Raw genomic sequence first — 21,657 nt, 5'->3', positions numbered from 1 at the left:
ACTGTTATCGATGAATAACAGTGGCGTTTTTTATGCTACAATTTTTGTTATTGCTGCTGATAAATGCTCAGCATATTTTTATTTAACACTTACCAAAAACTATTTTACCCATACTTATAAGGAATAATAACAATGAGCCAACTTAAACAGACGTTATCTGACACCATCAAAACCTCTATGAAAGCGCGCGAGCTTGAACGCGTCAAAGTGTTGCGCAACGTCCAATCTGTGGTCAAGCAGATTGAGATTGATCGCCAAACCGAGCTTGATGATGCGCAAGTGTTAGAAGTGCTACAAAAGCAGCTCAAACAGCGTCATGAGTCCTTGTCTATCTTTACCGAAAACGGCCGCGATGATTTGGCCAGTAAAGAGCAGTTCGAGATTGATATTATTAATGAGTTTATGCCAAAACAAATGGATGATGCCGAGCTTGCCGCTTTGGTCAATGCCGAAATCAAAGAGCAAGGCGCCACCTCAATGCGCGATATGGGCAGCGTGATGGGGGTGTTAAAGAATAAAACCGCAGGCCGTGCTGACCCTGCATTAATCTCTAAATTGGTAAAAGATGCTCTGCAAGGTTAATTGAAGTTAAAAAAAGTGGTGGTGTTCTAAAAAGTATGCTGGCGATAGAAGTCAATAAGAAATCTATGCTAAGTTCTCTGATTCTATAGGGCTTTCAAGGCTTCAAAATTGTTCAAGTTTTAATCAGCATACTTTTTGACACACCACCAAAAAAGTTATATATTCTTAATCTGCGTATCGACCCAAGCTAGCAAACAACCGCCTAAGGCTTAAAGTCTTTGGCGGTTTTTACCGCTTTGATTTCCGCATTAATACTGACAAGTAACGGTCGAGCGCTGCTCGCTTGCGCGGTTTTCTGCATTTGCTCGGTCAATTGCTTGGCTTGCGTTAAGGAAGTCAGCGCGCGCTCATAATGTCCGCTCCACAGCTGGTCATGACTGCGATAACGCAGTGCATTGATGGTGGCAATTTTTGCCAGTTGCGGCGACTCGGTAGTTTTGGCGATTTTTTCATTGGCCAATTGCAAGCTTTGCCACGCATAGCGGTCGCTTGGCTGCTGCTCGGTCAGGGGCTTAAGCAGTGCTTGCGCCTTGGCTGGCTGATTGCTATTGGTCAGCGCTTCCGCTAAATAAAGACGCAAGTCACGGCGTTCAGGATATAAGCGTTGCTGACTCTCAAGCAGTTCCGCCGCTTGCTGCCATTTATTTTGCTCAGTGAGAATTTGACTTTGGGTAATGGACAATAACGGCTCGAGTATTTGCCGCTGCGTTGCAGGTAGCGCTGACAGCTCGGTATATATCTCATTGGCCTCGCCAAAACGCTGCTGCTCGCCATACCAATACATCAGCGCCAATTTTGCGCCAACACTATTTTTTGCGGCGGTCGTCAACGCGGTTTCAGAGACATGCTCGCCGGTGCTTTGCGTGCGCCAATAGAGCAAATCAAACAACGCTTGATGGCGCTGCTGCTTGGATAAAGGCAGAGCATCATAACGCTGGGCGCGGCTTTGCGATTCGCTTAAACGCTCATTACTCAAAGGATGCGAGCGCACAAAACTGGGCAGGAATTGATTGGCGGTTTGGTTGAGCTGGCTTTTTTGATTCATGGTTGCAAAAAAGCGCGGCATGGCGCGTGGATCGTAACCCGCTTGGTTCATGATTTGCATGCCCACACGGTCGGCATCACGCTCATTACTACGGCTAAAAGCCATGCTGCTATTCATGGTAGCGGTTTGGCTGCCCATCATGACTGCCGCCGCCGCATCGCCATCGACCGCTGAGGCTGCAATCGCTGCCAGCATGCCGCCTATTTGCATCAGCAAGGCTTTTTTGCGCTCATCCGCGCCGCTCTCATAATGGTGCTGGCTAATATGAGCCACCTCGTGAGCAACGACGCTGGCAAGCTCATCCATGCTGCTTGCCGCCAGTATCGTTCCAGTATTGAGCCCAATTACCCCGCCGGGCGCTGCAAAAGCATTGATACTAGGGTTATCAATAATAACCAAACCTAGCGGCGCTTGCTGGCGAGCTTGCGCATTTAGCCGCCACGTCATCTCTTTTATGGTTTCATAAATCCAAGGGTCGTGCTCCATCTTCGCGCGACTATTGATGTTTCTTAATGACCACTCCCCAAGCAGTTTATTTTCATATTGCTCAGCAAAGCTTAACCCCTGCCCGCGCAAATTGGGTAAATCTAATTCTTCAGCACTTGACGTCTGCCAGGAACCGTAAGTAAATGGCGCGACTTGCGTGCCAGCACTATTGGCAGTAGTGGCCAGTGCCAGCAAGGTAGCCGATATACCCACCTTTAGTACAAAAACGCCTGTTAGCGTTTTTAGCGTTCTTTTAAACAGCGATTTTTTAAGCAATGCTGGTCTATGAAAATAATACAAGTGCGTATCCTATCCGAGTAATCCTAACGTCTTTTTGACTATACGAGCTTGTTTAGTTAAGGTCAATTGCCGTCTGCATCTGGCTACCAATAACGCTGCCACGCGTCACGCTTGTGCAACATGCTTGTGTAAACTGAAGCGTTATAAAGCGAAGTATTAAATGTAAAGTTTATCTTATCGCCCGGTTGTTATTAGATATACTGATTGACCAATGATTATGATAACTATATTCAACTGCAATTGAGTAGTGGCAATTTGCTATAATAGTAGGTCGTGGTAAGCGCTTGTTATCCATGGACTACAAGTGATACTTTCTCAAACATTGATATTTTAAAGGTTTATTTTATGTCTACTGATAACCAATCTGTCATTGTACGAGACTCATATCCTATTTGTTTTGTCGAAACCGTATCTGACGCGCAGCAGCAATCGATAACGCAGCTGCTTAATTTATTGCCGACAGATTCTTTTGACTTAGTAGAAAATTTTAACTCGACGGATAGCGCAGAGCAAAGACAGCCAATCATAATTAAAAATATGGTCGATGGGCGCGGTCTTGCCTGCCCTATGCCGCTATTAAAAACCAAAGTGGCGCTACGAGAAGTAGCGGTTGGTGAATCGCTATATGTCGTTGCCACGGACCCAAACTCACAAGCTGATATCAGCGCTTTTTGTCAGCAGAGCCAGCAAACAGGCACAGCAAATCCCTTATTATTGCTTATCAATCAAGCAACAGCGGCAAGTAGCGACAAAATGCTAGGAACAAAAACCAGTACTGCTGTTGATACAATATATCACTTCATCATTACCAAAACTGATAGCAACTAAGCGGCGCTATCCTTTACAATTATAACTATAAGATTTTTATCTGACTCATTGCTTATCTATTTAACCAAGGTCAAGAATATGGCTAATACTTCTAATAACGCTGCAAATACCCGTAAAAAAGACAGCGCAGCACCTGAAAAAAACGAAGCACGCGATGCGGCCTTGAAAGCCGCTGCGGCGCGTCCGCCTTACGATGCGAGCGCACTTGGCGATACACGTACCCGTGACTTAGTGCCTGCTATGCCAACACATTTATCGGCGCCTGGCGTAAACTTGGGCGCTTATATTAATACCGTGCATCAAATTCCGATTTTGACACCGACTCAAGAGCAAGAACTTGCTCACCGCTATTATGATGAGGGCGATGTTGAAGCGGCGCGTCTGCTGGTTATGTCGCATTTACGCTTTGTGATTCATATTGCCCGTAGCTACTCAGGCTATGGTCTGCCGCAAGCCGATTTAATCCAAGAAGGCAACTTGGGCTTGATGAAAGCGGTTAAACGCTTTGATCCTAATAAAGGCGTGCGTTTGGTATCCTTTGCCGTGCATTGGATTAAGGCTGAGATTCACGAATTCGTCATTCGTAACTGGCGTATTGTCAAAGTTGCTACTACTAAAGCGCACCGTAAATTATTCTTTAACTTACGCAGCCTGAAAAAGACCAACAACCAATTAACGCTCGAAGAAGCCGATGCCATTGCCAACGATTTAAATGTAACACGTAAACAAGTGCTAGAAATGGAGTCACGCTTGACCTCGTATGATGCGTCGTTTGAAGCGCAATCGAGCGATGATGACGATGGTCGCTACGCGCCGCAGCTGTTTTTAGAAGATGGTATCGACCCTGCAGAGATGGTTGAAGAGGATGACTGGGAAGAGAACAACTCATCGGCTCTACTAGCAGCGATGGATACGCTAGATGATCGTTCACGCGATATCGTTGAGCAGCGCTGGCTTTCTGAGCAAAAATCAACCTTACATGAACTAGCAGCGGTTTACTCTATCTCAGCAGAGCGCGTACGCCAAATCGAAAAAAACGCCATGGATAAAATCCGTGAAGCCATGACCATCGATAGCGTTATTTTGCCCGATGATATCCAATAAGCTTTAGTTTGTTAGTTAAAACTTACCTATGATAACAATCCTATTTATAACACGAGTTTTACCATGCTAAATTGGATAAGTATCGCTGCTATTAATATGGCTATCGCCGTCGCCTTGGGCGCGTTTGGCGCTCATGGGCTTAAAAATTCGGTCAGTATCCAGCAGCTTGAATGGTGGCAGACGGCAACTCTATATTGGTTTGTACACGGGCTTGGATTATTGCTCGTTGGTATTCTTATTCGCCTTAATTATACGACCCAAACCACAGCATGGCTGCTACAAATCGGCGCACTTATTTTTGCGGGCAGTTTATATGCCATGACGCTTGGGGCACCGCGCTGGCTTGGAGCGATTACCCCTATCGGCGGTATGCTGATGATTGCCGGTTGGCTATGGCTTGCGGTCTCGACATTTCGCTTAGGCCATACTGCTTAAGTTGAATAACAAAATGGGTCAATGGATGAGTAACAAAGGATTATTAGCTTTTAGGGAGCACATATTATGAGTAATATTAGTGTCAATGGTAAAAAATTGCAGACCACGCATCAAACCGTCCAAATGGTCGTCAATGAGCTTGGTCTTAGTAAAGGCCGCTATGCGGTTGAAATCGATGGTGAACTTATTCCAAAAAGTGAGCTTGATAAAATGCGTATTGTTGAAGGTATGAATATAGAAGTGGTACAAGCAGTTGGTGGTGGTTAAGCGAATATTAGCCCGCTAATTTTTTCATGGATAAAAATTAAGCAATAAAAAAGACCTCTTACGTTGATACGTTGAGGTCTTTTTTATTTGTCGTGCTCTTAACAAATAAAGCAACTTTACGAGCTATCATTCCAATATGATTACTTAGTAAATACGCCAATTATAATAATTATCTTATAGGCTATATTTATCAAACAGTCATAATAATAAAGTCAGCTACTATGTAGATCGGTTGCTGTAGTGAATACTACTTAGAGCAGTGACGAACCCATTACATGACAGGTGCTGCATCATCAACTGTCAGCTCTTCGTAGCGTTCATCGCGCCCTGGGCCTTGAGTTTTCTTACGATCCTGACGGGTTTTATATTTACGTACTTGTCTATCGAGCTTGTCTGCCATCTCATTAATGGCTTTATACATATCGTCTTCGCAGGCTTGGACGAACATTTCTTGACCTGCAACTCGCATAATCGCTTCGGCTTTATGGGTCTTTTTCCCACCTTCACTTGAGCCGCTATTATCTAGCGATAATTTTACCTGAATACTTTGAATCTGATCGAAATGACGTTCTACTTTTACAAGCTTTTCGCGAACGGCGTTGTCCATGGCTTCGGTAACACTGATATGGTGACCACTGATAGAAACATTCATATTATCGTCCTTTTATTATTGCTTATATTATTACGTACAATCAGCAGTGAGTTAGCTTTATAGCTTTTGTCATGCTGCCTTACCAATAATTCATCCAGTACCTTTCTTATCATAAAGTTTGGCTTGTCATTTTCTATTCGCTAACTGCTTTATTCTTCTACTCCTTTATTAAAATAAAAAATTAAAATACATTTTTATCATTTGTTAAATTAACTAAATCGGCCAAACCAATACTGGGTTTTCGTTGTTGGTATGACTCTAATTTGTCATGAAAACCAAAGAGTAGCAAGCCATCAAATTGTAAGTAAATGTAATAAAAAATGATGTTTCATAAATGTTTCTATATAATCAAAAAATTTTATTTTTTATTTACGTTTGAATTGGCTTAATTCTGGTGGTATGACATTTATAAGTCGTTGAATGACAACATTTAATATTTTCGTTTGCGCTGAGTGGATGATCCGATATTCATTGCTTCACGATATTTGGCTACCGTTCGTCTGGCGATATCAATGCCTTCTGCAAATAAAGAATCTTTTATGCGGCTATCAGATAATGGCTTTTTCGGGTCTTCATCTGCGATAAGCTGTTTAATCATGGCGCTGATGGCGGTCGAGGAGATGTCTCCGTCACTACTACTGACGTGAGATGAGAAGAAATGCTTCAGGGAAAACAACCCTTGGGGCGTCAAAATGGTTTTGCTTGTAGTCAGGCGCGAGACAGTCGATTCGTGCAAATCAACTTCTTCGGCAATCGCCTTTAAAATCAAGGGCTGCATGGCAGTTGCGCCATGTTGCAAAAACTCTTGCTGGTAGCGTACGATACTGGTTGCTACTTTTAAAAGGTTTTGATTACGCTCTTCGATACTGCGAATAAACAGGCGCGCATCGGTGAGATTTTCGCGCAGATATTGATTGTCAGGACTGTCATCGCCACGTTTGACCAAATTGGCATATTCTTGATTGACCTGCAATTTAGGCAAAGTGTCAGGATTAAGGCGCACTTGCCAGCCGTCTACTTGCGCAGTCGTGTCGTTTCCATTTTGGTTATCGGTGCTATTATTGCTATTGTGGCGGCGAATCGACGTGACCAATACATCAGGAATATCGTAGCTTTCTGACGGCTGCATATAATTGGGCTGACTGCTTTGAAATAGTAGGCCGGGTGATGGGTTTAACGTACGTAGCAGGTTAAGCGCTGGGGTAATTTGTTCAGGCGCAAGGCCGGTGAGTTCAGTCAAGGCTTTGATATTATTGCTGACCAAATGCTCACTGGCTGAGAGAAGCGCTTGGGCTTCTTTAAGATACTTTGTATTCGTATCAAGCTTGGACAATTGCAGCGCTAAGCACTCATTGAGGTTGCGTGCGCCAACGCCAAGCGGATCGCACGATTGGATAATGCGCAGTACCGCCATGACCTCATCGTACTCGACGCGCTCGTCCCATTGATAAAAGCTGGCGATGGTATCAAAGCTTTGTAACAACTCATCGATATCAAGGCGTATAAAGCCCATTTCATCCATAGAATCCATGAGATATTCGGCGATAAGTGTATCTGTTTCGGAGAGGCGCTTAAAGTTCAGCTGCCAGCGTACATGGTCTTGAATGGTGGCGCTGGTACTGCCCTGATAGCTATCAAAGTCCTCATTGTTGCCGTTAGCCGAATGAGCTGAAAGACTCCCTGAACCTATCGCGGCAGAGGCATAATTACCGCTGTCAAAACCGCTATAATCGTCGCCCTCTACGGCATAATTGTCGATTGCTTCATCATCAAAACTGGCTTGCTGTAATTTATCTAAGCTATCGCTACTGTATTCATCACTTATATTGGCAGCACTGCTATTGTCAAAATAGTCGAAACCATCATCTGAAGAATGGGTAGATTTAGCAAACGAATCAACGCTAGCATTTTGATTCCAACTATCTAATGTTAACGGCTCGCCATTATGACTGTCGTAACTATCACAATTAGCATAGTCATCTTCATCCTCTTCCACACGTTCTAGCAAAGGATTGCTATCAAGCTTCGCCTGTACCTCCTGCGCGAGCTCAAGACTAGAGAGCTGCAGCAATTTGATGGCTTGCTGCATTTGCGGGGTTAGCTTTTGCGAGGTATTTAGCGTGGTCGCCAATCCAAACGACATACTCATGGGTGACTGATTACCTTTCGATCGTGGTGAGATTCTATATGTTATGCTGGTTGAAGCCTGCGCTTATTAACGCTTATCATCATTAAAAAGCGCTTTAGCCTATCAGGTCATGACGATAGCATTTTTTGCTACAATGTTGCTATGATAATTTATATTCTGTTCAGGTAAGCTATTTTTTAGCTTTTGTTCACATTATAAAACTGCAATAGCTTTGCAGGGATGCTGAGCCTTTAAATATAACAGGATAAAAAATAAATAAGGGCAAAACCCTACAAAGCTTAAAAATTGAGAATAATATTATGAATGAGATTACTAAAAATGAACCGCTGACCGTTGCGGCTGTACAAATGAGCAGTCAGCAAGATATCGAAGCCAATTTAGCCGATATAAAAGCCGCCATTAGTGAGGCAAGTAAGCAAGGTGCGCAGCTAGTGGTTTTGCCAGAAAACTGCTGTAGCATGGGTCGACAGTTTGCTACTGCCGAGCGTTTTGATGAGTTATCCGACGCAATGGCCGAGTATGCACGTGCTTTTGGTATTTATCTATTAGCAGGCTCGCTGCCCTGCCCTTATCGCCCTGATGGCGTCATCGTGCCCGATGGTAGATTGCGCCAAGTCAGTCAGCTATTTGCACCCGATGGTACACGAGTAGCGCGCTACGATAAGATTCACCTATTTACCGCGACTGTCGCCGATAAACAAGGCAGCTATAATGAAGCGGCGACTTTTGAGCCCGGCACGCAAACGGTTGTGGTTCCGCTCGAAGCAAATGACACCGTTTATCAGCTTGGTATGATGGTCTGTTTTGATTTACGCTTCCCAGCCTTAGCGCAGCGATTACGGCAGGCGGGCGCAGAGGTGTTAAGTGCGCCATCGGCGTTTACTTATTTAACGGGACAGGCACATTGGTCGCTATTGCTACGCGCGCGGGCATTAGACAGTCAGTGTATGGTGATTGGTGCCGCACAAGGTGGTGAGCATCTTTATAAGAATGACGATAGTCGGCAAACATGGGGACATAGCACGATTACTGCTTATGACGGCACGATTATCAATAGCTATGAGGATAGTGACTTAAAAAACTCTGCTAATAAAAATTATGCCTTGGTATTAGCAAACTTAGATAAAGCAGGACAAGCGCAAGGACGGCAAAAGATGCCAATCTTTGACTGTCACCGTTTGGCATAAATGTAGGATTAAATGCTTAAGAAATAACCAGAACTTAAGTAACATCAACACCATTTTGCGTATGCGACGCACGCGGATGAGCGCGATCATAAACTTGGGTCAATTTAGCAAAATCAACATGAGTATAAATCTGCGTGGTACTAATGTCGCTATGACCGAGCATTTCTTGTACCGCGCGCAAATCGCCACTGCCAGATAGCATATGCGATGCAAAGCAGTGGCGCAATAAATGTGGATACATATTTTGCGCAATCCCAGCCCGCGTAGCCGCAACTTTGAGTCGCTGCTGCACCGCCCGCGTGGATAAACGTGTACCTAACTTTTCACTGATAAACAACGCATTGTCCATCTGCTCTACCCAAAGATTGCGGTGCGGTAGATAACGTTTAATCGCCTCGGCGGCTTTGATGCCTAAAGGTACTAAGCGCGTTTTGTTGCCCTTACCCGTCACGCGCACGCGCAAATCAGCCAAGTCTATATCGGCCATATCGAGCGCCACCAACTCGCCAACACGCAGACCGCTACTATAAAGCAGTTCGAACATTGCCTTATCACGCAACCACAAGCGCGCCTGCTCTGGCGTATCAGGGATTTCTTGGTCAAGCAATTGCGTCAATAAATCCACATCGGCGATAGACGGCAGCGGTCTAGGGCTGCGCTTAAGCTGATAGCCCGTAGTCGGGTTAATACGCGCTAAACCCTCTTCTATCAACCAGCCATAAAAATGACGGATAGCCGATAGCTCTTGCTGAACGCTCGCCAGTGCCAGCTTATCTTCATCTAGGCGTTGGCTGATATGCTGGGCTAACTGCCGCTTATCACAACGCGTCCATGTCAGACGTTTGCCGCGTAAAAACAGCGCCAATTGATTTAGACCTGCAAAATAAGCCACCAATGTGTGCTCGGAGTGATTGCGTACCGACAGCGTATTTAGCCAACGATGCACTGGCGCTAGCAGTTCACGTAGCGTACTATCTGCTTCGATGGTTGTTGCCAATTCTGCCGATAGCCATGTGTTTGATTTAGTGTTTGATGTAATGTTTGACTGAATATTCGAGCTAGGCGTTGTCGTCATTATCTATTAGCCTTCTGGAGTAGGCTTAATGCCTGCTTGCGCCATTAAGCCATCTGGGCTAAACACCCCTTCATAGACAAACGCCGTTGGCCCAGTCATCATCACAGAATAACCCGGCTGCCATTTGATAATCATGCTGCCGCCATAAAGCTGCGCGCGTATGTCTTCGCCTTCATCAAGCCAGCCTTCACGGATACCAACCGCCACCGCTGCACAAGCGCCCGTACCACAAGCTTGGGTTTCGCCAACGCCGCGCTCATAAACACGCAGACGGATATGACGCTGATTCATGACCTGCATGAAGCCGACATTGACGCGCTCTGGAAAGGCCGGATGTGATTCGATGGCTTTACCCAAAGTTTCGACATCAGCTTCAAGGACGTCATCAACCCTGATGACCGCATGCGGATTGCCCATATTGGCGACATACAGCTGCACCGGCGTACCATTGACGTTTAGATGATAGGCGTTTTGGATTTTGGTCGTCGCTCTTGGAGTAAAGGGAATCTCACTTGGCTCAAATTTCGGTTTACCCATATCGACTTCGACCCAACCGTAACGGTCGGTCGTTAAGGAGATGATCCCGCTTGCCGTCTCAACGCGCAGGCGCTGCTTAAATGACAGTTTACGCGCTTGCACAAAACGGGCAAAACAGCGCGCGCCATTACCGCATTGCTCAACCTCTGTGCCATCGGTATTAAAAATGCGATAACTAAAATCAACATCGGGGCGCATCGGCGGCTCAACAACGAGCAATTGATCAAAGCCTATACCTAAATGACGATCGCCCAGCAGCTGTACCAATTCCTTGGTCAATTCTAAGCGCTGGGTCACCAAATCGATGACCATAAAATCATTGCCCAGCCCATGCATTTTTGTAAATTCTATTAGCATATCCTTGTTATCCTATCCTATTTTTATGTATGCCTTATAGTAGCACGCTGTCAGATACAATCATAATTATCACCGCTATCGAGCTTCCTTTTATATAGCCAGCTTTAAATAATAAAAAAGCATTTATAGTGAGTGAAAAGTAATATAGAGTCATCACGCACTGCTGATATCAATTTTTCTTGCTTGCTGTGCCTACGCAGACAGAGGCTACAAAAAATTGATATCAGCAGTACCGTTGCGCTTTTAGAATATTTTGACTATATAGTAAGGCGAGACGACTATCACTGTCTTACTTCGACCATAAAAAAACCCACTGTCTTTATCACAATGGGTCATTTTTAACTAAAAAATTAGTAAGCACTAAACTGGCTAAAAAACTATTTATCCTGCCACAACACTTCATCAGCATATAAAGACTCAAGCGTTTCGCGTTTGCGAATCAGTTGATGCTTATCATCGGCTACCATCACTTCGCTAGCACGACCGCGCGAATTGTAATTGCTACTCATGGTAAAGCCGTACGCACCAGCACCGGTGATGGCTAAAATATCACCTGTTGCTAATGACAATAAGCGGTCTTTTGCTAAAAAGTCACCAGTTTCACAAATCGCGCCAACGATATCCCACGGCTGTGTACCATCGGTATCTAAACCGTCTTTGGGCAATGTCGCAGGAATCACTGCCATTTCAGCTTGGTATAAAGCAGGACGTATCAAATCATTCATTGCCGCATCGACAATAGCAAAGTTCTTGTGCTCGGTTGGTTTTAACACATCAACCTTGGTTAATAATACACCGGCATTGGCCACGATACTGCGACCTGGCTCGAAGAATACCGTTAAACCAAGCTCACCCAGTTTAGGCAGTAATGCTTGCGCAAACGTCTCGATAGACACTGGCGTCTCATCGATATAACGTACGCCAAGGCCGCCGCCCAAGTCGATATGACGCAGCTCAATGCCTTTAGCTCGCAAACTATGTATCAGCTCAATCACTTTATCGAGTGCCGCGACAAATGGCGCAACCTCTGTCAATTGCGAGCCGATATGGCAGTCGATACCGACGATATCAATATGCGCTAATTGCGCCGCTTGCTCATAAACCGCAACGGCATTTTCATGGCTGATGCCAAATTTATTGTCTTTTAAACCGGTTGAGATATACGGATGGGTTTTGGCATCGACGTCTGGATTGACCCGCAATGAAATCGGCGCGGTTTTATCAAGCGCTTTTGCCACTTCATTAATCAGCGCCAATTCACTAATCGATTCAACGTTAAAGCAGCCAATACCTTGGTTAAGGGCATATTCGATTTCGCTATAGGTTTTGCCAACGCCTGAAAATACCACGCGCTCAGCTTTCCCGCCCGCTGCCAACACCCGCATGAGCTCACCACGTGAGACGATATCAAATCCTGCTCCTGCTTGCGCCAAGATGCCAAGTACAGCAAGGTTAGAGTTTGCTTTCACCGCATAGCAAATCTGATGCTTTAGGCTGGCAAAACTCGTCGTATAAGCCTGATAAACGTCTAAAACCGCTTGTTTTGAATAGACATAACACGGCGTACCATAGTGCTTGGCCACCTCATCAATACTTACCTGCTCCATATATAACGCGCCATCGCGATAATCGAGCGCAGGCAAATGGTCGGTTAAGGCTTCAGGATGCACATACAATCCTTGCTCAGTTTTGGTCGTGACTGACTGACTCATAAAGTTGTCTCTAATATAATCAATGTATTAAGGGATTAATGGGTTTAGTAGCTTGGATAGGCTGAGAATCGTTTGCGTATTTGGCTTTTAATAAACCAATACTAATAGACAAGCATTAATAATCGTTAGGATCCGTACTCGGCGCAGGCAACTGAAAATCTTTAGCGTTTTGCGCGTGATTTGCATTGTCATTAAGCTTAGTAAAGGCGGCATCTTGCGGATGACTGGTGCTCTCAAGCACAGCCGTATTATCTTTTACCGTTTGGCTACTCGATTCTGTTAAGTACAAATCACCTTTTTGCCCGCAACCTGCCAACGCAGTTGCCCCAATTACCAGCGTCGCTATGGTTAACTGATAAACAGAAGATTTGACGTCAACGCTTAAATTAGCGCTGTTAAAATTTGAGGTACGGCGTATAGTAAACATAGAATGGCTAACCTTTCATCTTGCAATGGTTTGCAGGCGATAACAATCACTATCAGCGAAAATAAGGCTGCAGTAGAAAAATAGGACAATTTTTTAATCATAGCATTATTCGATAAAGTTGTGCGCCCCCTGCTGCTGATTGGCGCATAAATTTATAAGAATTAACGACTAACGATAGGCAAAATGGGATTTTATAAACGCTATCAATAGCTACAGATAGAGAACCACAGACAAACTTACTTACAATTTTATAAAAAGTGCTTTTATCCTATTATTTCTGGCAGCGGTTGATGGCATTCGGTGTACACTTGTATAAAACGGCATGATTAAAGCCTTATAGTTATCGTGGTATAAACCTCAAAATATGGTACATTATAGTGAAGCCTTGCAGCGGCAATGAAGCGCTAATATGGGTTTTAATAGCCATTAACTGCTGCGAGAATTTTGGGCAATTATGCGCTTTTAAGGTATTTTAAAAACACTGCAAGCCTGAAATGCGAAAAACAATATTAAGAAAAATATTAAAAACAATGCGAAAAGTAAGACTAAAAGCAAGGATAAAAATCAGCGATAGGATTGTTGCGTATGGCAGCTGTTTGGCTTACGGCGACAAGAATATGGCTGGTTTTTTTATGTAATCGGTGACTATCGATGTCGAATCACCACCCAAAAAATAACTTCTAAGGATAGAGTATGAGCGCTGGCGTAACCACCAATTTTAATGATAAAGACTCTGAAACATCGAATCTAACCAACCCCACTTTAGTCCTTAATTGCGGCTCCTCTTCAATCAAATACGCACTCATCAGCGAAGACAATGCTACGCGTATCACAGGTCTGGCAGAAAACTTAGGCCTCGACACTGCGCGCATCAAACACACAACGCTAAATGGTGAAAAGCTAGAAATCGCCATCGCTGGCGGTCGTCATGAACTGGCCTTGAAAAAAATCCTTGAGTTACTTGAGCAATATCACTTTATTGCTGTCGGCCACCGCGTGGTGCATGGCGGCCGCGAGTATTCAGAAGCGGTGCGTGTCGATCAGCATGTGTTAGAAGAAGTCAAACGCTTAAAAGTATTGGCACCGCTCCATAACCCTGCCAACGCGCTAGGTATCGAAGCGGTACAAGCGATTTATCCCGAGATTCCGCAAGTGGTGGTATTTGATACCGCCTTCCACCAAACCATGCCACCTGTTGCGTTTCGTTATCCACTGCCAAAAGTCCTTTATGATGAATATAAAATCCGTCGTTACGGCTTTCATGGTACCTCGCACGCTTATGTATCAGAACGCGCCAGCGAAATCACCAGTGCTAAAGCGCCACATGGTTGGTTGACCGCGCACCTAGGTAATGGCTGCTCGGCGACGGCTGTCTATAATGGTGAAAGTCTCGATACCAGTATGGGTTTGACGCCGCTTGAAGGGCTGATGATGGGCACGCGCAGCGGTGATGTTGACCCAAGCTTGCATATTCATCTCAAGCGCCAGCTAGGCATGAGCTTAGAAGAAACCGATAAGATGCTCAATAACGAAAGTGGGCTGCTGGGTATTTCAGGCTTATCCAATGATTTACGTACCATCGAGCAAGCCGCCAACGAAGGTCACCAAGACGCCAAACTTGCGATTGAGATGTTTTGCTACCGCGTCGCTAAGTACCTTGCCAGCTTAAGCTGTGCGCTACCTAACTTTACCGGTATTGTCTTTACTGGCGGGATTGGCGAAAACTCAGTGACCACGCGGACGCGTATTTTAGAGATGATGCCGCATTTTGGCATCAAGGTAGATAGCACTAAAAACGCCAGCTTGGTCGGTGGCAAAGAAGGCAGTTTCCATGCCGACGATAGCAGCATTGAGCTGTGGGTGGTACCAACCGATGAAGAATGCCGCATTGCCCAAGAAACGCGCGAAGCCTTAGGTTTATAAGTATAAGATTGCTAAACAAACCATGACTTGTGCCATAAGAAAACAATAAGCGTTTGTATGGCACAAGGATAAGACGCGCTTAAAAAATAGAATAAAACAAATAGTAGGATACATTATGCAAACTTTTTTACTTGTGCCCATCAGTCGCGGTATCGGTGTGACGTCAGCGGCGTTAGGCTTGATTCGCGCCTTTGACTATAACGGTATCAAAGCTGGCTTTATGAAGCCGTTTTTACAAGACGATACCTTAGATAAGCAAAACAGTTTAGACAGCTCAAGCGCGCTGGCAATGCACGCTTTTGGTCTTAATCCACCCAAATCTATCAGCCGTCAGCGCCTTGAGCGTATGCTTGGCGACGACAATCTTGATGATTTGATGGAAGAAGTAGTCGTCAATTATCATACCTTAGGCGACGACTACGATGTGGTGATTTGTGAAGGCTTAGTATCGACGACTGAGACCTCTTATGCGTCGCAAATCAACCGCGCCATTGCCCATGCCTTAGATGCTAAAATCATTTTTGTCAGCACCGCCGATACCAGTAAACCTGCCTATCTGGCTGACAAGCTTGACGTCCACGCCCGTGAATTTGGCGGTATCGCCAGTGAGCGCACGCTTGGTTGTATCTTGATGCGGATGCACAATTTGCCAAACGCCCAAAGCACTCTCGAAAATCAAATGGTCGCCCCAGGCGAAGCCATCGTCAATTTAGACGAGGGCTTTATGCAAGAAGTGCAGCGCTTGTCACCGCACTTTAATACCGAAGAGTTTCGCTTAATCGGCGTGGTGCCCTTCAGTGATTCGCTCTCTGTACCGCGTACGTGGGATATCGCCGCTGAGCTCGACGCCACTTGGTTAAACGTCGGTGAGGCAAAATCGCGCCGTATCAACCGCATCAGTTTGACCGCGCGCTCGGTCGCTCGCGTTGATGAAGTCTTTAAACGTGGTACGCTTATCGTTGTGCCGGGTGACCGCGACGACTTACTGTTGGCCGCAGGACTTGCTTGTATCAACGGCATCCCTTTAGCAGGACTGGTATTAACTGGCGGCGTGGTTCCAAGCGAAACAGTCGCTGAGCTTTGGCAGTCGGCGCTCAAAACCGGCATCCCTATCATGAGTGTCGAAAGTGACAGTTATGAGACCGTACAAAGCCTAATGCATATGAGCTCTGAGATTCCAAGCGATGATACCGAGCGCGCTGAAGAAGTGGCGCGTTATGTCGCCGCGCATTTAGACCTCAACTGGATTAAAGAGTACTTTAGCCAAGAATATGAGATGCGCTTATCACCATCGGCATTTCGTCATCAAGTGGTCAAAAAAGCGCAAAATGCCAAAAAACGTATTGTGCTCCCAGAAGGCTCAGAGCCGCGTACGGTCGAAGCGGCGTGCATTTGCCAAAGTCGCGGTATCGCCAACTGCGTGTTGATTGCCAAGCGTAGTGAGGTCGAGCAAGTAGTGAAAAATCGCGATTTGGTGTTGCCTGAGGGCCTTGAGATTATCGACCCTGATACCCTTGATATGGATAAATATATCAATGCCGTGGTCGAGCGCCGTAAGGGTAAAACCAACGCCGAAGTCGCTGCTGAATACCTCAAAGACACGGTTTATTTAGGTACGACCATGCTCGAGATGGACGAGGTTGACGGTCTCGTTTCTGGGGCAATACATACTACAGCGAATACCGTGCGCCCTGCGTTTCAGCTGATTAAAACCGCGCCGCAGTATTCGCTGGTATCGTCAGTGTTCTTTATGCTGCTACCTGAGCAAGTGGTGGTCTATGGTGACTGTGCCATTAATCCTGACCCGAACGCCGAAGAGCTCGCTGAAATCGCCATTCAATCGGCGCAGTCTGCCGCCGCCTTTGGTATCAATCCAAAAGTGGCGATGATTAGCTACTCAACGGGTTCATCTGGTACGGGCGCTGATGTCGAAAAAGTCATTCGTGCAACCGAAATCGTCCGTCAGCGTGCGCCGCACCTCGCCGTCGATGGCCCATTGCAATATGATGCCGCTTCGGTCATGAGCGTCGGTAAACAAAAAGCCCCTGACTCACCGGTTGCCGGACAAGCAAACGTCTTCATCTTCCCTGACCTAAACACTGGTAACACCACCTATAAAGCCGTACAACGTAGCGCCAATGTGGTCAGTGTCGGACCGATGTTGCAAGGCTTGAATAAGCCCGTTAATGACTTATCGCGTGGTGCGTTGGTCGATGATATTATTTATACCATTGCCCTGACCGCCATCCAAGCGCATAGCGACGCGATTTAATCTCGTTACAGCTTATAATTTACAGTCATGCTTAATCGCTATACATTTAACCGACTATCATCATGATGGTCGGTTTTCTATGGACTATTTTTGTTAAATCTTTAGGGCTTTAAAACATACGACCCTACTGAGCGCTCGACAATAATGCTATAGTTCACTTAACGACACTGTCCATTCGCAGCGCTTTTTGCTCATTTATTTATGCCTCATTCTAAAGACTATCACCTAACGAAAAACGCCAAACCCGCCATTCGTGCCTATTTGGGCGGCTCATTTGATCCTGTGCATAATGGTCATCTGCAAATGGCGCTGTATGTTTATCAAAGTCTACTGCCGCTAGCAAAGCAGCAACAGCGCGAGCTACAGCTGTCATTATTGCCCAATGCGCGGTCGCCTTTTAAAGCAGACAGCACCGACCCTAAGCACCGTCTGGCCATGCTAAAGCTGGCTATAAAAGATACCCCGCTACAAATCAATGAGCTTGAGCTGTGGCAAACGCCGCCGGTCTATACCATTGATAGCGTAAAAACCTTACGCGCGCGCTACCCGCACGATAGCCTGATATTTATCATGGGCATGGACAGCGCGCAGAGTTTGGATAAATGGAAAGACGGTTTGACGCTGACCGATCATGTCAATTTATGGGTATTTAATCGGCTTAGCATTGCTGAAAATGACCCTATTATTAATAATAATGATGAAAATACTATTGCACAAGAAAAGCTTATTAATCAAGACTTAGTAACGTCAAACCTTACTGCACTGCAATCTCAGCTTCCCATAGCATTGCAACACTTCATCACTGACTCGGCTACTGACCTTGTCGCGCCAGCTTTAAAATCTTTAACAGCCAGCAGTAACTTGAAAAACGCCGCTCAAGGACGCATTTATATAGACCCGCGCCCTGTGGCAGCGATATCAAGCACCCAAGTACGTCAACAGCTGCGCAAGCAAGGTTCGCAAAACGCAACTTTAAAGCCAATAAATGCTATCATTAACCCGACTGTACCCAATTCGTTCGCTAAATGGCTAAATCCTGCCGTTTATCAATATATTATCGACCATCAGCTATATTCTGCTGCTCAATTCCGTTAAAATCGCCTTATACGTTTAACTTTACCTATTTTATCCATGTTGCCGTAAAAACACCTGCCTATTTACCTATTTTTCAAGGGCTCGTGAGCAAGCAATGTGATGATTTACTATTTTATTTTTAATATTTATGATTGAAGAGAAGACCATTTATGACCAATACCATGACTGAAGAACGCTTAAAAGAATGCTTAGCGGTAGTCGAAAACACGCTTGACGATATGAAAGCAAAAAATATCACTGTTTTAAACGTAGAAAATCTAACGGACGTGATGGAGCGCATCGTCATCGCTGACGGTACTTCAAAACGCCACGTCCGTGCGATGGCAGACAGCGTCGGCGCTGAAGTTAAGCAAGCGGGCTTTATGCCACTTGGCCGTGAAGGCGGTACCGATTCTGACTGGACGCTGATTGATTTGGGCTCTGTTGTCGTGCATATGATGACGCCAGCTGCGCGTGAGTTCTATGACTTAGAAGGCCTATGGTCGTCACCTGATCAATTGGCTGAGCTGGTCGCTGTACCGCGTGAGAAGAAAACCGCAGGTCGCCGTAATAAAAATAAATAATCTTGTTTGTTAACAGCACTGTTTAAAAAAAGACCAGAGTCAACTCTGGTCTTTTTTTGTTTAAAATTTGGTACAGATAAAGGTTAAATCGCTAAAGCCATATAATCACATGCCCGATTAGGCTAAGATAATAGCCATCTTTAACACCTCTAATGAGTTAACCACTCGCCTAATAAATCCCTATCGATTAGGATAATCCATGAGCATAGAGCAAATAGCATCTTCTAGCCAAAAAAATAGTGCTGATTTCAATCAACCTTTACCGCTACATATCGCCAATTTAACCTGCGTGCGTGCTGGCAAAGCCATGCCATTTGCCCGTGAGCAGATGAGCGCCATTGATAAGGCACCCATCAAAGAAGCGGTTGCGGTCAACTTCATGGGTCTGAGCACTGATGAACAAGCCGATAGACGCCATCATGGCGGCCCGCTAAAAGCTGTACATCAGCTAGCGACGTCAACTTATGACAAGATAAATACAGAGTTTGGCTTAAAGGTACGCGTTGGCACACTGGGTGAAAACTTAACGACTGAGGCGGTCAATGGCCTGCCTGCAATGGATGAGTCGACGGTGTGTATTGGGGATATTTTTCAATACGGTGGGCAATATGGCAATACTGATAATAACAACAGCGTCCAACTTCGCATCGTGCAACCTCGCCGCCCCTGCTACAAAATCAATGACCAAATCGGACAGTTTAAACTGAACAAAGTGCCAAATATCGCCTCTTGGGTGACCAAACAAGGTATCGCTGGCTGGTATTTTCAGGTTGTACGTGATGGTATGATTCACGCTGATTTGCCGGTTTATCTCATCGAACGCCCCTATCCTTTTGCGACACTTGAAAAGCTATGGCAATTATCAAACTCAAAAGAGAAGTTTGCAGCAAAAGTGATTGAGCCGTGGCTGGCGATTGAATGTTTAGAAGAAAGCTGGAAAAAGGTTTTAGCAAAGAAAATTAGGAAGGGTTAGCATTTCATGGCAAAAAATATCTTTTTAGCATTCGCATGTGCCTTAACGCTGCCCCTCATTGGCTGCGTGACCACTCATAATGTCCAAATAGCGACCAGCGAGCCTTTCGTCATCGATAGCGAAACCTATCAAGCTACGGGCAAAAGCGAGCGTATCAAAACCATTATTTTGCATTATACGGTGAGTAATAATGCCCGCGCTATTAGGCTTTTGACTACTGGTGACGTCAGCGCTCACTATCTGATTTTGGATAATAACGATAATAAAATTTATAACTTAGTGCCCGAGGGCGAACGCGCGTGGCATGCTGGCACGGGCGGTTTTGCTGGTAGAACGATACTCAACGATACCTCTATCGGCATCGAGATTGTCAACCCAGGCATCAAACCTGAATATCGAGACGCCTTAAAAAGCGGTGCGCTCGACTATCATCCTTATGAGCACTATGTCGAATTTAATGAGGTTCAGATTCGAAAAGTAGCGCAGCTGGTACAAGACTTGGCGAAAATATATAATATCTCAGCAAAGAATATCATCGGTCATGCGGATATGGCACCGTCGCGTAAAATCGATCCTGGTGCTAAATTCCCTTGGGAGCGACTGCATAAGGAGTACGGCATTGGGGCTTGGTATGATGAGTTTGATAAGCAATTCTTTATGAATCAAGACGCGTTTGCCGCGGCAACGATACCTGAGATTAAGCAAGCGTTTCGCGATTATGGTTATCAAATCAATGACACAGACGCGTGGGATAAAGCCAGTCGCGATGTCGTGTATGCCTTTCAATTGCATTTCCGTCCGCAGCAGCCAACGGGCGAGCTGGATTTAGAAACGTATGCGATACTACGTGCACTCAATAAGAAGTATGCTGGTCGTGATGACTTTTATTAATGGATAAAAAAATAGTAGGAGACATAAGCCATGAGCAACTCACAATACAACGAGAAAAATGAGCAAGACGAGCTACAGAAATATCTGGAAGAAAAAGCAAGGCAGGAGCAAGAACAGGAAATAAAAAAAGAACAAGAACATGAGCAGCTGTCGGCTTATGAGGCTTGTGTGTTAAGAGAAAGCGCAAAGATTCATGAGTTGATTGCTGAGGCGCAGAAAGGGAAAGCTGATTAGGAAAAAATATGGATAAAGAAATCATCTTTTATGATCTTCGTATGCTAGCGAAAGCAGAAAATGGAGCTTACACTTTAAGTATTTCTGTTGAAAGTGGTTTCGCAGAATATAACGTGATCATAGATATAAATGCTCAAGACTTCAAAATAATCGAGAACGATAAATATAGAGTGGCATTGCTTCAAGCTGCGCTACATAGACCCTTTCAACTTCAAGAAACTACATTAGACAAGAGTGAACAACGATATTACTTAGATAAGATACTTCATGCGAATGAATCTGAAGTCAATACTTTTCTTACAAAGCTAGACCATGGACAAGCTAACGGTGCAATATCTAACATGGTGCGTAAATCAAGTGACAGAGATATAGAAAATCTTCGTAATGGCGACTGGTTTTATTGAAAAGCTCGTAGTGTGCACCTAGCGCACCGATTAAAATTAAAGTTCAGACTAATTTATCATAAAATGGTCATTCAGAGGCGCGTTTTAGCCCCGACTGCAGCGGTATCCTGCTGGTTTGGGCGAGTTGCGATGGCTAGAGTTTGAGGTGGTGCCGAGGCA

At 45.1% G+C, this 21,657-nt stretch carries 21 protein-coding genes; 14 read left to right on the top strand and 7 right to left on the bottom strand.

Going from position 1 to position 21,657, the window contains the following annotated elements; all coding sequences use genetic code 11:
* Positions 1-132 precede the first annotated feature (132 nt).
* A complete protein-coding gene (locus RAH45_RS01310) occupies positions 133-582 on the top strand; it encodes a GatB/YqeY domain-containing protein (protein ID WP_068406303.1) in 450 nt (149 codons plus the stop codon).
* A gap of 202 nt (positions 583-784) precedes the next feature.
* Here the strand turns inward: RAH45_RS01310 and RAH45_RS01305 are convergent, their stop codons facing one another.
* Positions 785-2,326 (bottom strand): M48 family metalloprotease, encoded by a 1,542-nt coding sequence (locus tag RAH45_RS01305; RefSeq protein ID WP_306495417.1) that lies wholly within the window; start codon positions 2,324-2,326, stop codon positions 785-787.
* Positions 2,327-2,758: 432 nt separating this feature from the next.
* Here RAH45_RS01305 and RAH45_RS01300 point away from each other — a divergent pair, with 432 nt between their 5' ends.
* The 4 genes from RAH45_RS01300 (at position 2,759) to thiS (ending at position 5,047) form a co-directional block, all read left to right on the top strand.
* A complete protein-coding gene (locus RAH45_RS01300; RefSeq protein ID WP_306495416.1) occupies positions 2,759-3,241 on the top strand; it encodes a sulfurtransferase TusA family protein in 483 nt (160 codons plus the stop codon).
* 240 nt (positions 3,242-3,481) lie between these two features.
* On the top strand, positions 3,482-4,345 hold the full coding sequence (gene rpoH, locus RAH45_RS01295; protein WP_197488882.1) for an RNA polymerase sigma factor RpoH: 864 nt from the start codon (positions 3,482-3,484) through the stop codon (positions 4,343-4,345).
* A 63-nt stretch (positions 4,346-4,408) separates the two neighbouring features.
* Positions 4,409-4,780, top strand: a complete 372-nt coding sequence (locus tag RAH45_RS01290) for a DUF423 domain-containing protein (protein ID WP_068406292.1) — start codon at positions 4,409-4,411, stop codon at positions 4,778-4,780.
* 66 nt (positions 4,781-4,846) lie between these two features.
* Positions 4,847-5,047 carry a sulfur carrier protein ThiS gene (gene thiS / locus RAH45_RS01285; protein ID WP_102077024.1) on the top strand — a complete coding sequence of 67 codons (201 nt, stop codon included), beginning with the start codon at positions 4,847-4,849 and terminating at the stop codon, positions 5,045-5,047.
* 271 nt (positions 5,048-5,318) lie between these two features.
* Here the strand turns inward: thiS and hpf are convergent, their stop codons facing one another.
* Both hpf and RAH45_RS01275 read right to left on the bottom strand, forming a co-directional pair.
* A complete protein-coding gene (gene hpf, locus RAH45_RS01280) occupies positions 5,319-5,699 on the bottom strand; it encodes a ribosome hibernation-promoting factor, HPF/YfiA family (RefSeq protein WP_068406286.1) in 381 nt (126 codons plus the stop codon).
* Between the two features lie 430 nt (positions 5,700-6,129).
* A complete protein-coding gene (locus RAH45_RS01275) occupies positions 6,130-7,848 on the bottom strand; it encodes an RNA polymerase factor sigma-54 (protein ID WP_373429172.1) in 1,719 nt (572 codons plus the stop codon).
* Positions 7,849-8,147: 299 nt separating this feature from the next.
* Between RAH45_RS01275 and RAH45_RS01270 the strand changes: the two genes are divergently transcribed.
* Positions 8,148-9,035: a carbon-nitrogen hydrolase family protein gene (locus RAH45_RS01270; protein ID WP_306495415.1), complete on the top strand. Its 888-nt coding sequence runs from the start codon at positions 8,148-8,150 to the stop codon at positions 9,033-9,035.
* Between the two features lie 34 nt (positions 9,036-9,069).
* Here the strand turns inward: RAH45_RS01270 and RAH45_RS01265 are convergent, their stop codons facing one another.
* The 4 genes from RAH45_RS01265 to RAH45_RS01250 form a co-directional block, all read right to left on the bottom strand.
* Positions 9,070-10,110 (bottom strand): tyrosine recombinase XerC, encoded by a 1,041-nt coding sequence (locus RAH45_RS01265; RefSeq protein ID WP_286795958.1) that lies wholly within the window; start codon positions 10,108-10,110, stop codon positions 9,070-9,072.
* Positions 10,111-10,116: 6 nt separating this feature from the next.
* Positions 10,117-11,004: a diaminopimelate epimerase gene (gene dapF, locus RAH45_RS01260; protein WP_306495414.1), complete on the bottom strand. Its 888-nt coding sequence runs from the start codon at positions 11,002-11,004 to the stop codon at positions 10,117-10,119.
* A gap of 377 nt (positions 11,005-11,381) precedes the next feature.
* Positions 11,382-12,716 (bottom strand): diaminopimelate decarboxylase, encoded by a 1,335-nt coding sequence (gene lysA / locus RAH45_RS01255; protein WP_306495413.1) that lies wholly within the window; start codon positions 12,714-12,716, stop codon positions 11,382-11,384.
* A 115-nt stretch (positions 12,717-12,831) separates the two neighbouring features.
* Positions 12,832-13,143 (bottom strand): LPS translocon maturation chaperone LptM, encoded by a 312-nt coding sequence (locus RAH45_RS01250; protein WP_306495412.1) that lies wholly within the window; start codon positions 13,141-13,143, stop codon positions 12,832-12,834.
* 693 nt (positions 13,144-13,836) lie between these two features.
* Here RAH45_RS01250 and RAH45_RS01245 point away from each other — a divergent pair.
* From RAH45_RS01245 to RAH45_RS01210, 8 genes are all read left to right on the top strand, one after another.
* Positions 13,837-15,066, top strand: a complete 1,230-nt coding sequence (locus RAH45_RS01245; protein WP_306495411.1) for an acetate/propionate family kinase — start codon at positions 13,837-13,839, stop codon at positions 15,064-15,066.
* A gap of 115 nt (positions 15,067-15,181) precedes the next feature.
* Complete coding sequence (gene pta / locus RAH45_RS01240) at positions 15,182-17,338, top strand: phosphate acetyltransferase (RefSeq protein ID WP_286797529.1); 2,157 nt, start codon at positions 15,182-15,184, stop codon at positions 17,336-17,338.
* Between the two features lie 201 nt (positions 17,339-17,539).
* A complete protein-coding gene (locus RAH45_RS01235) occupies positions 17,540-18,433 on the top strand; it encodes a nicotinate-nicotinamide nucleotide adenylyltransferase (protein WP_198328826.1) in 894 nt (297 codons plus the stop codon).
* 149 nt (positions 18,434-18,582) lie between these two features.
* Positions 18,583-18,996 carry a ribosome silencing factor gene (rsfS, locus tag RAH45_RS01230; RefSeq protein WP_068406254.1) on the top strand — a complete coding sequence of 138 codons (414 nt, stop codon included), beginning with the start codon at positions 18,583-18,585 and terminating at the stop codon, positions 18,994-18,996.
* A gap of 199 nt (positions 18,997-19,195) precedes the next feature.
* Entirely contained in the window at positions 19,196-19,969 is a 774-nt protein-coding gene (locus RAH45_RS01225; RefSeq protein WP_198328825.1) for an MOSC domain-containing protein, read from the top strand.
* Positions 19,970-19,975: 6 nt separating this feature from the next.
* Positions 19,976-20,860 carry an N-acetylmuramoyl-L-alanine amidase gene (locus RAH45_RS01220; protein ID WP_198328824.1) on the top strand — a complete coding sequence of 295 codons (885 nt, stop codon included), beginning with the start codon at positions 19,976-19,978 and terminating at the stop codon, positions 20,858-20,860.
* Between the two features lie 30 nt (positions 20,861-20,890).
* Positions 20,891-21,094, top strand: coding sequence for a hypothetical protein (locus RAH45_RS01215; protein ID WP_191690133.1), 204 nt, complete (start codon positions 20,891-20,893; stop codon positions 21,092-21,094).
* 8 nt (positions 21,095-21,102) lie between these two features.
* Positions 21,103-21,498 carry a hypothetical protein gene (locus tag RAH45_RS01210; protein WP_144297857.1) on the top strand — a complete coding sequence of 132 codons (396 nt, stop codon included), beginning with the start codon at positions 21,103-21,105 and terminating at the stop codon, positions 21,496-21,498.
* Positions 21,499-21,657: the final 159 nt, after the last annotated feature.

Source organism: Psychrobacter sp. van23A (assembly GCF_030845275.1).
In the GTDB taxonomy this organism is placed as follows: domain Bacteria; phylum Pseudomonadota; class Gammaproteobacteria; order Pseudomonadales; family Moraxellaceae; genus Psychrobacter; species Psychrobacter faecalis.
The sequence above is the reverse complement of the archived record's forward strand: the minus strand, read 5'-3'. Positions and strand labels throughout refer to the sequence as shown.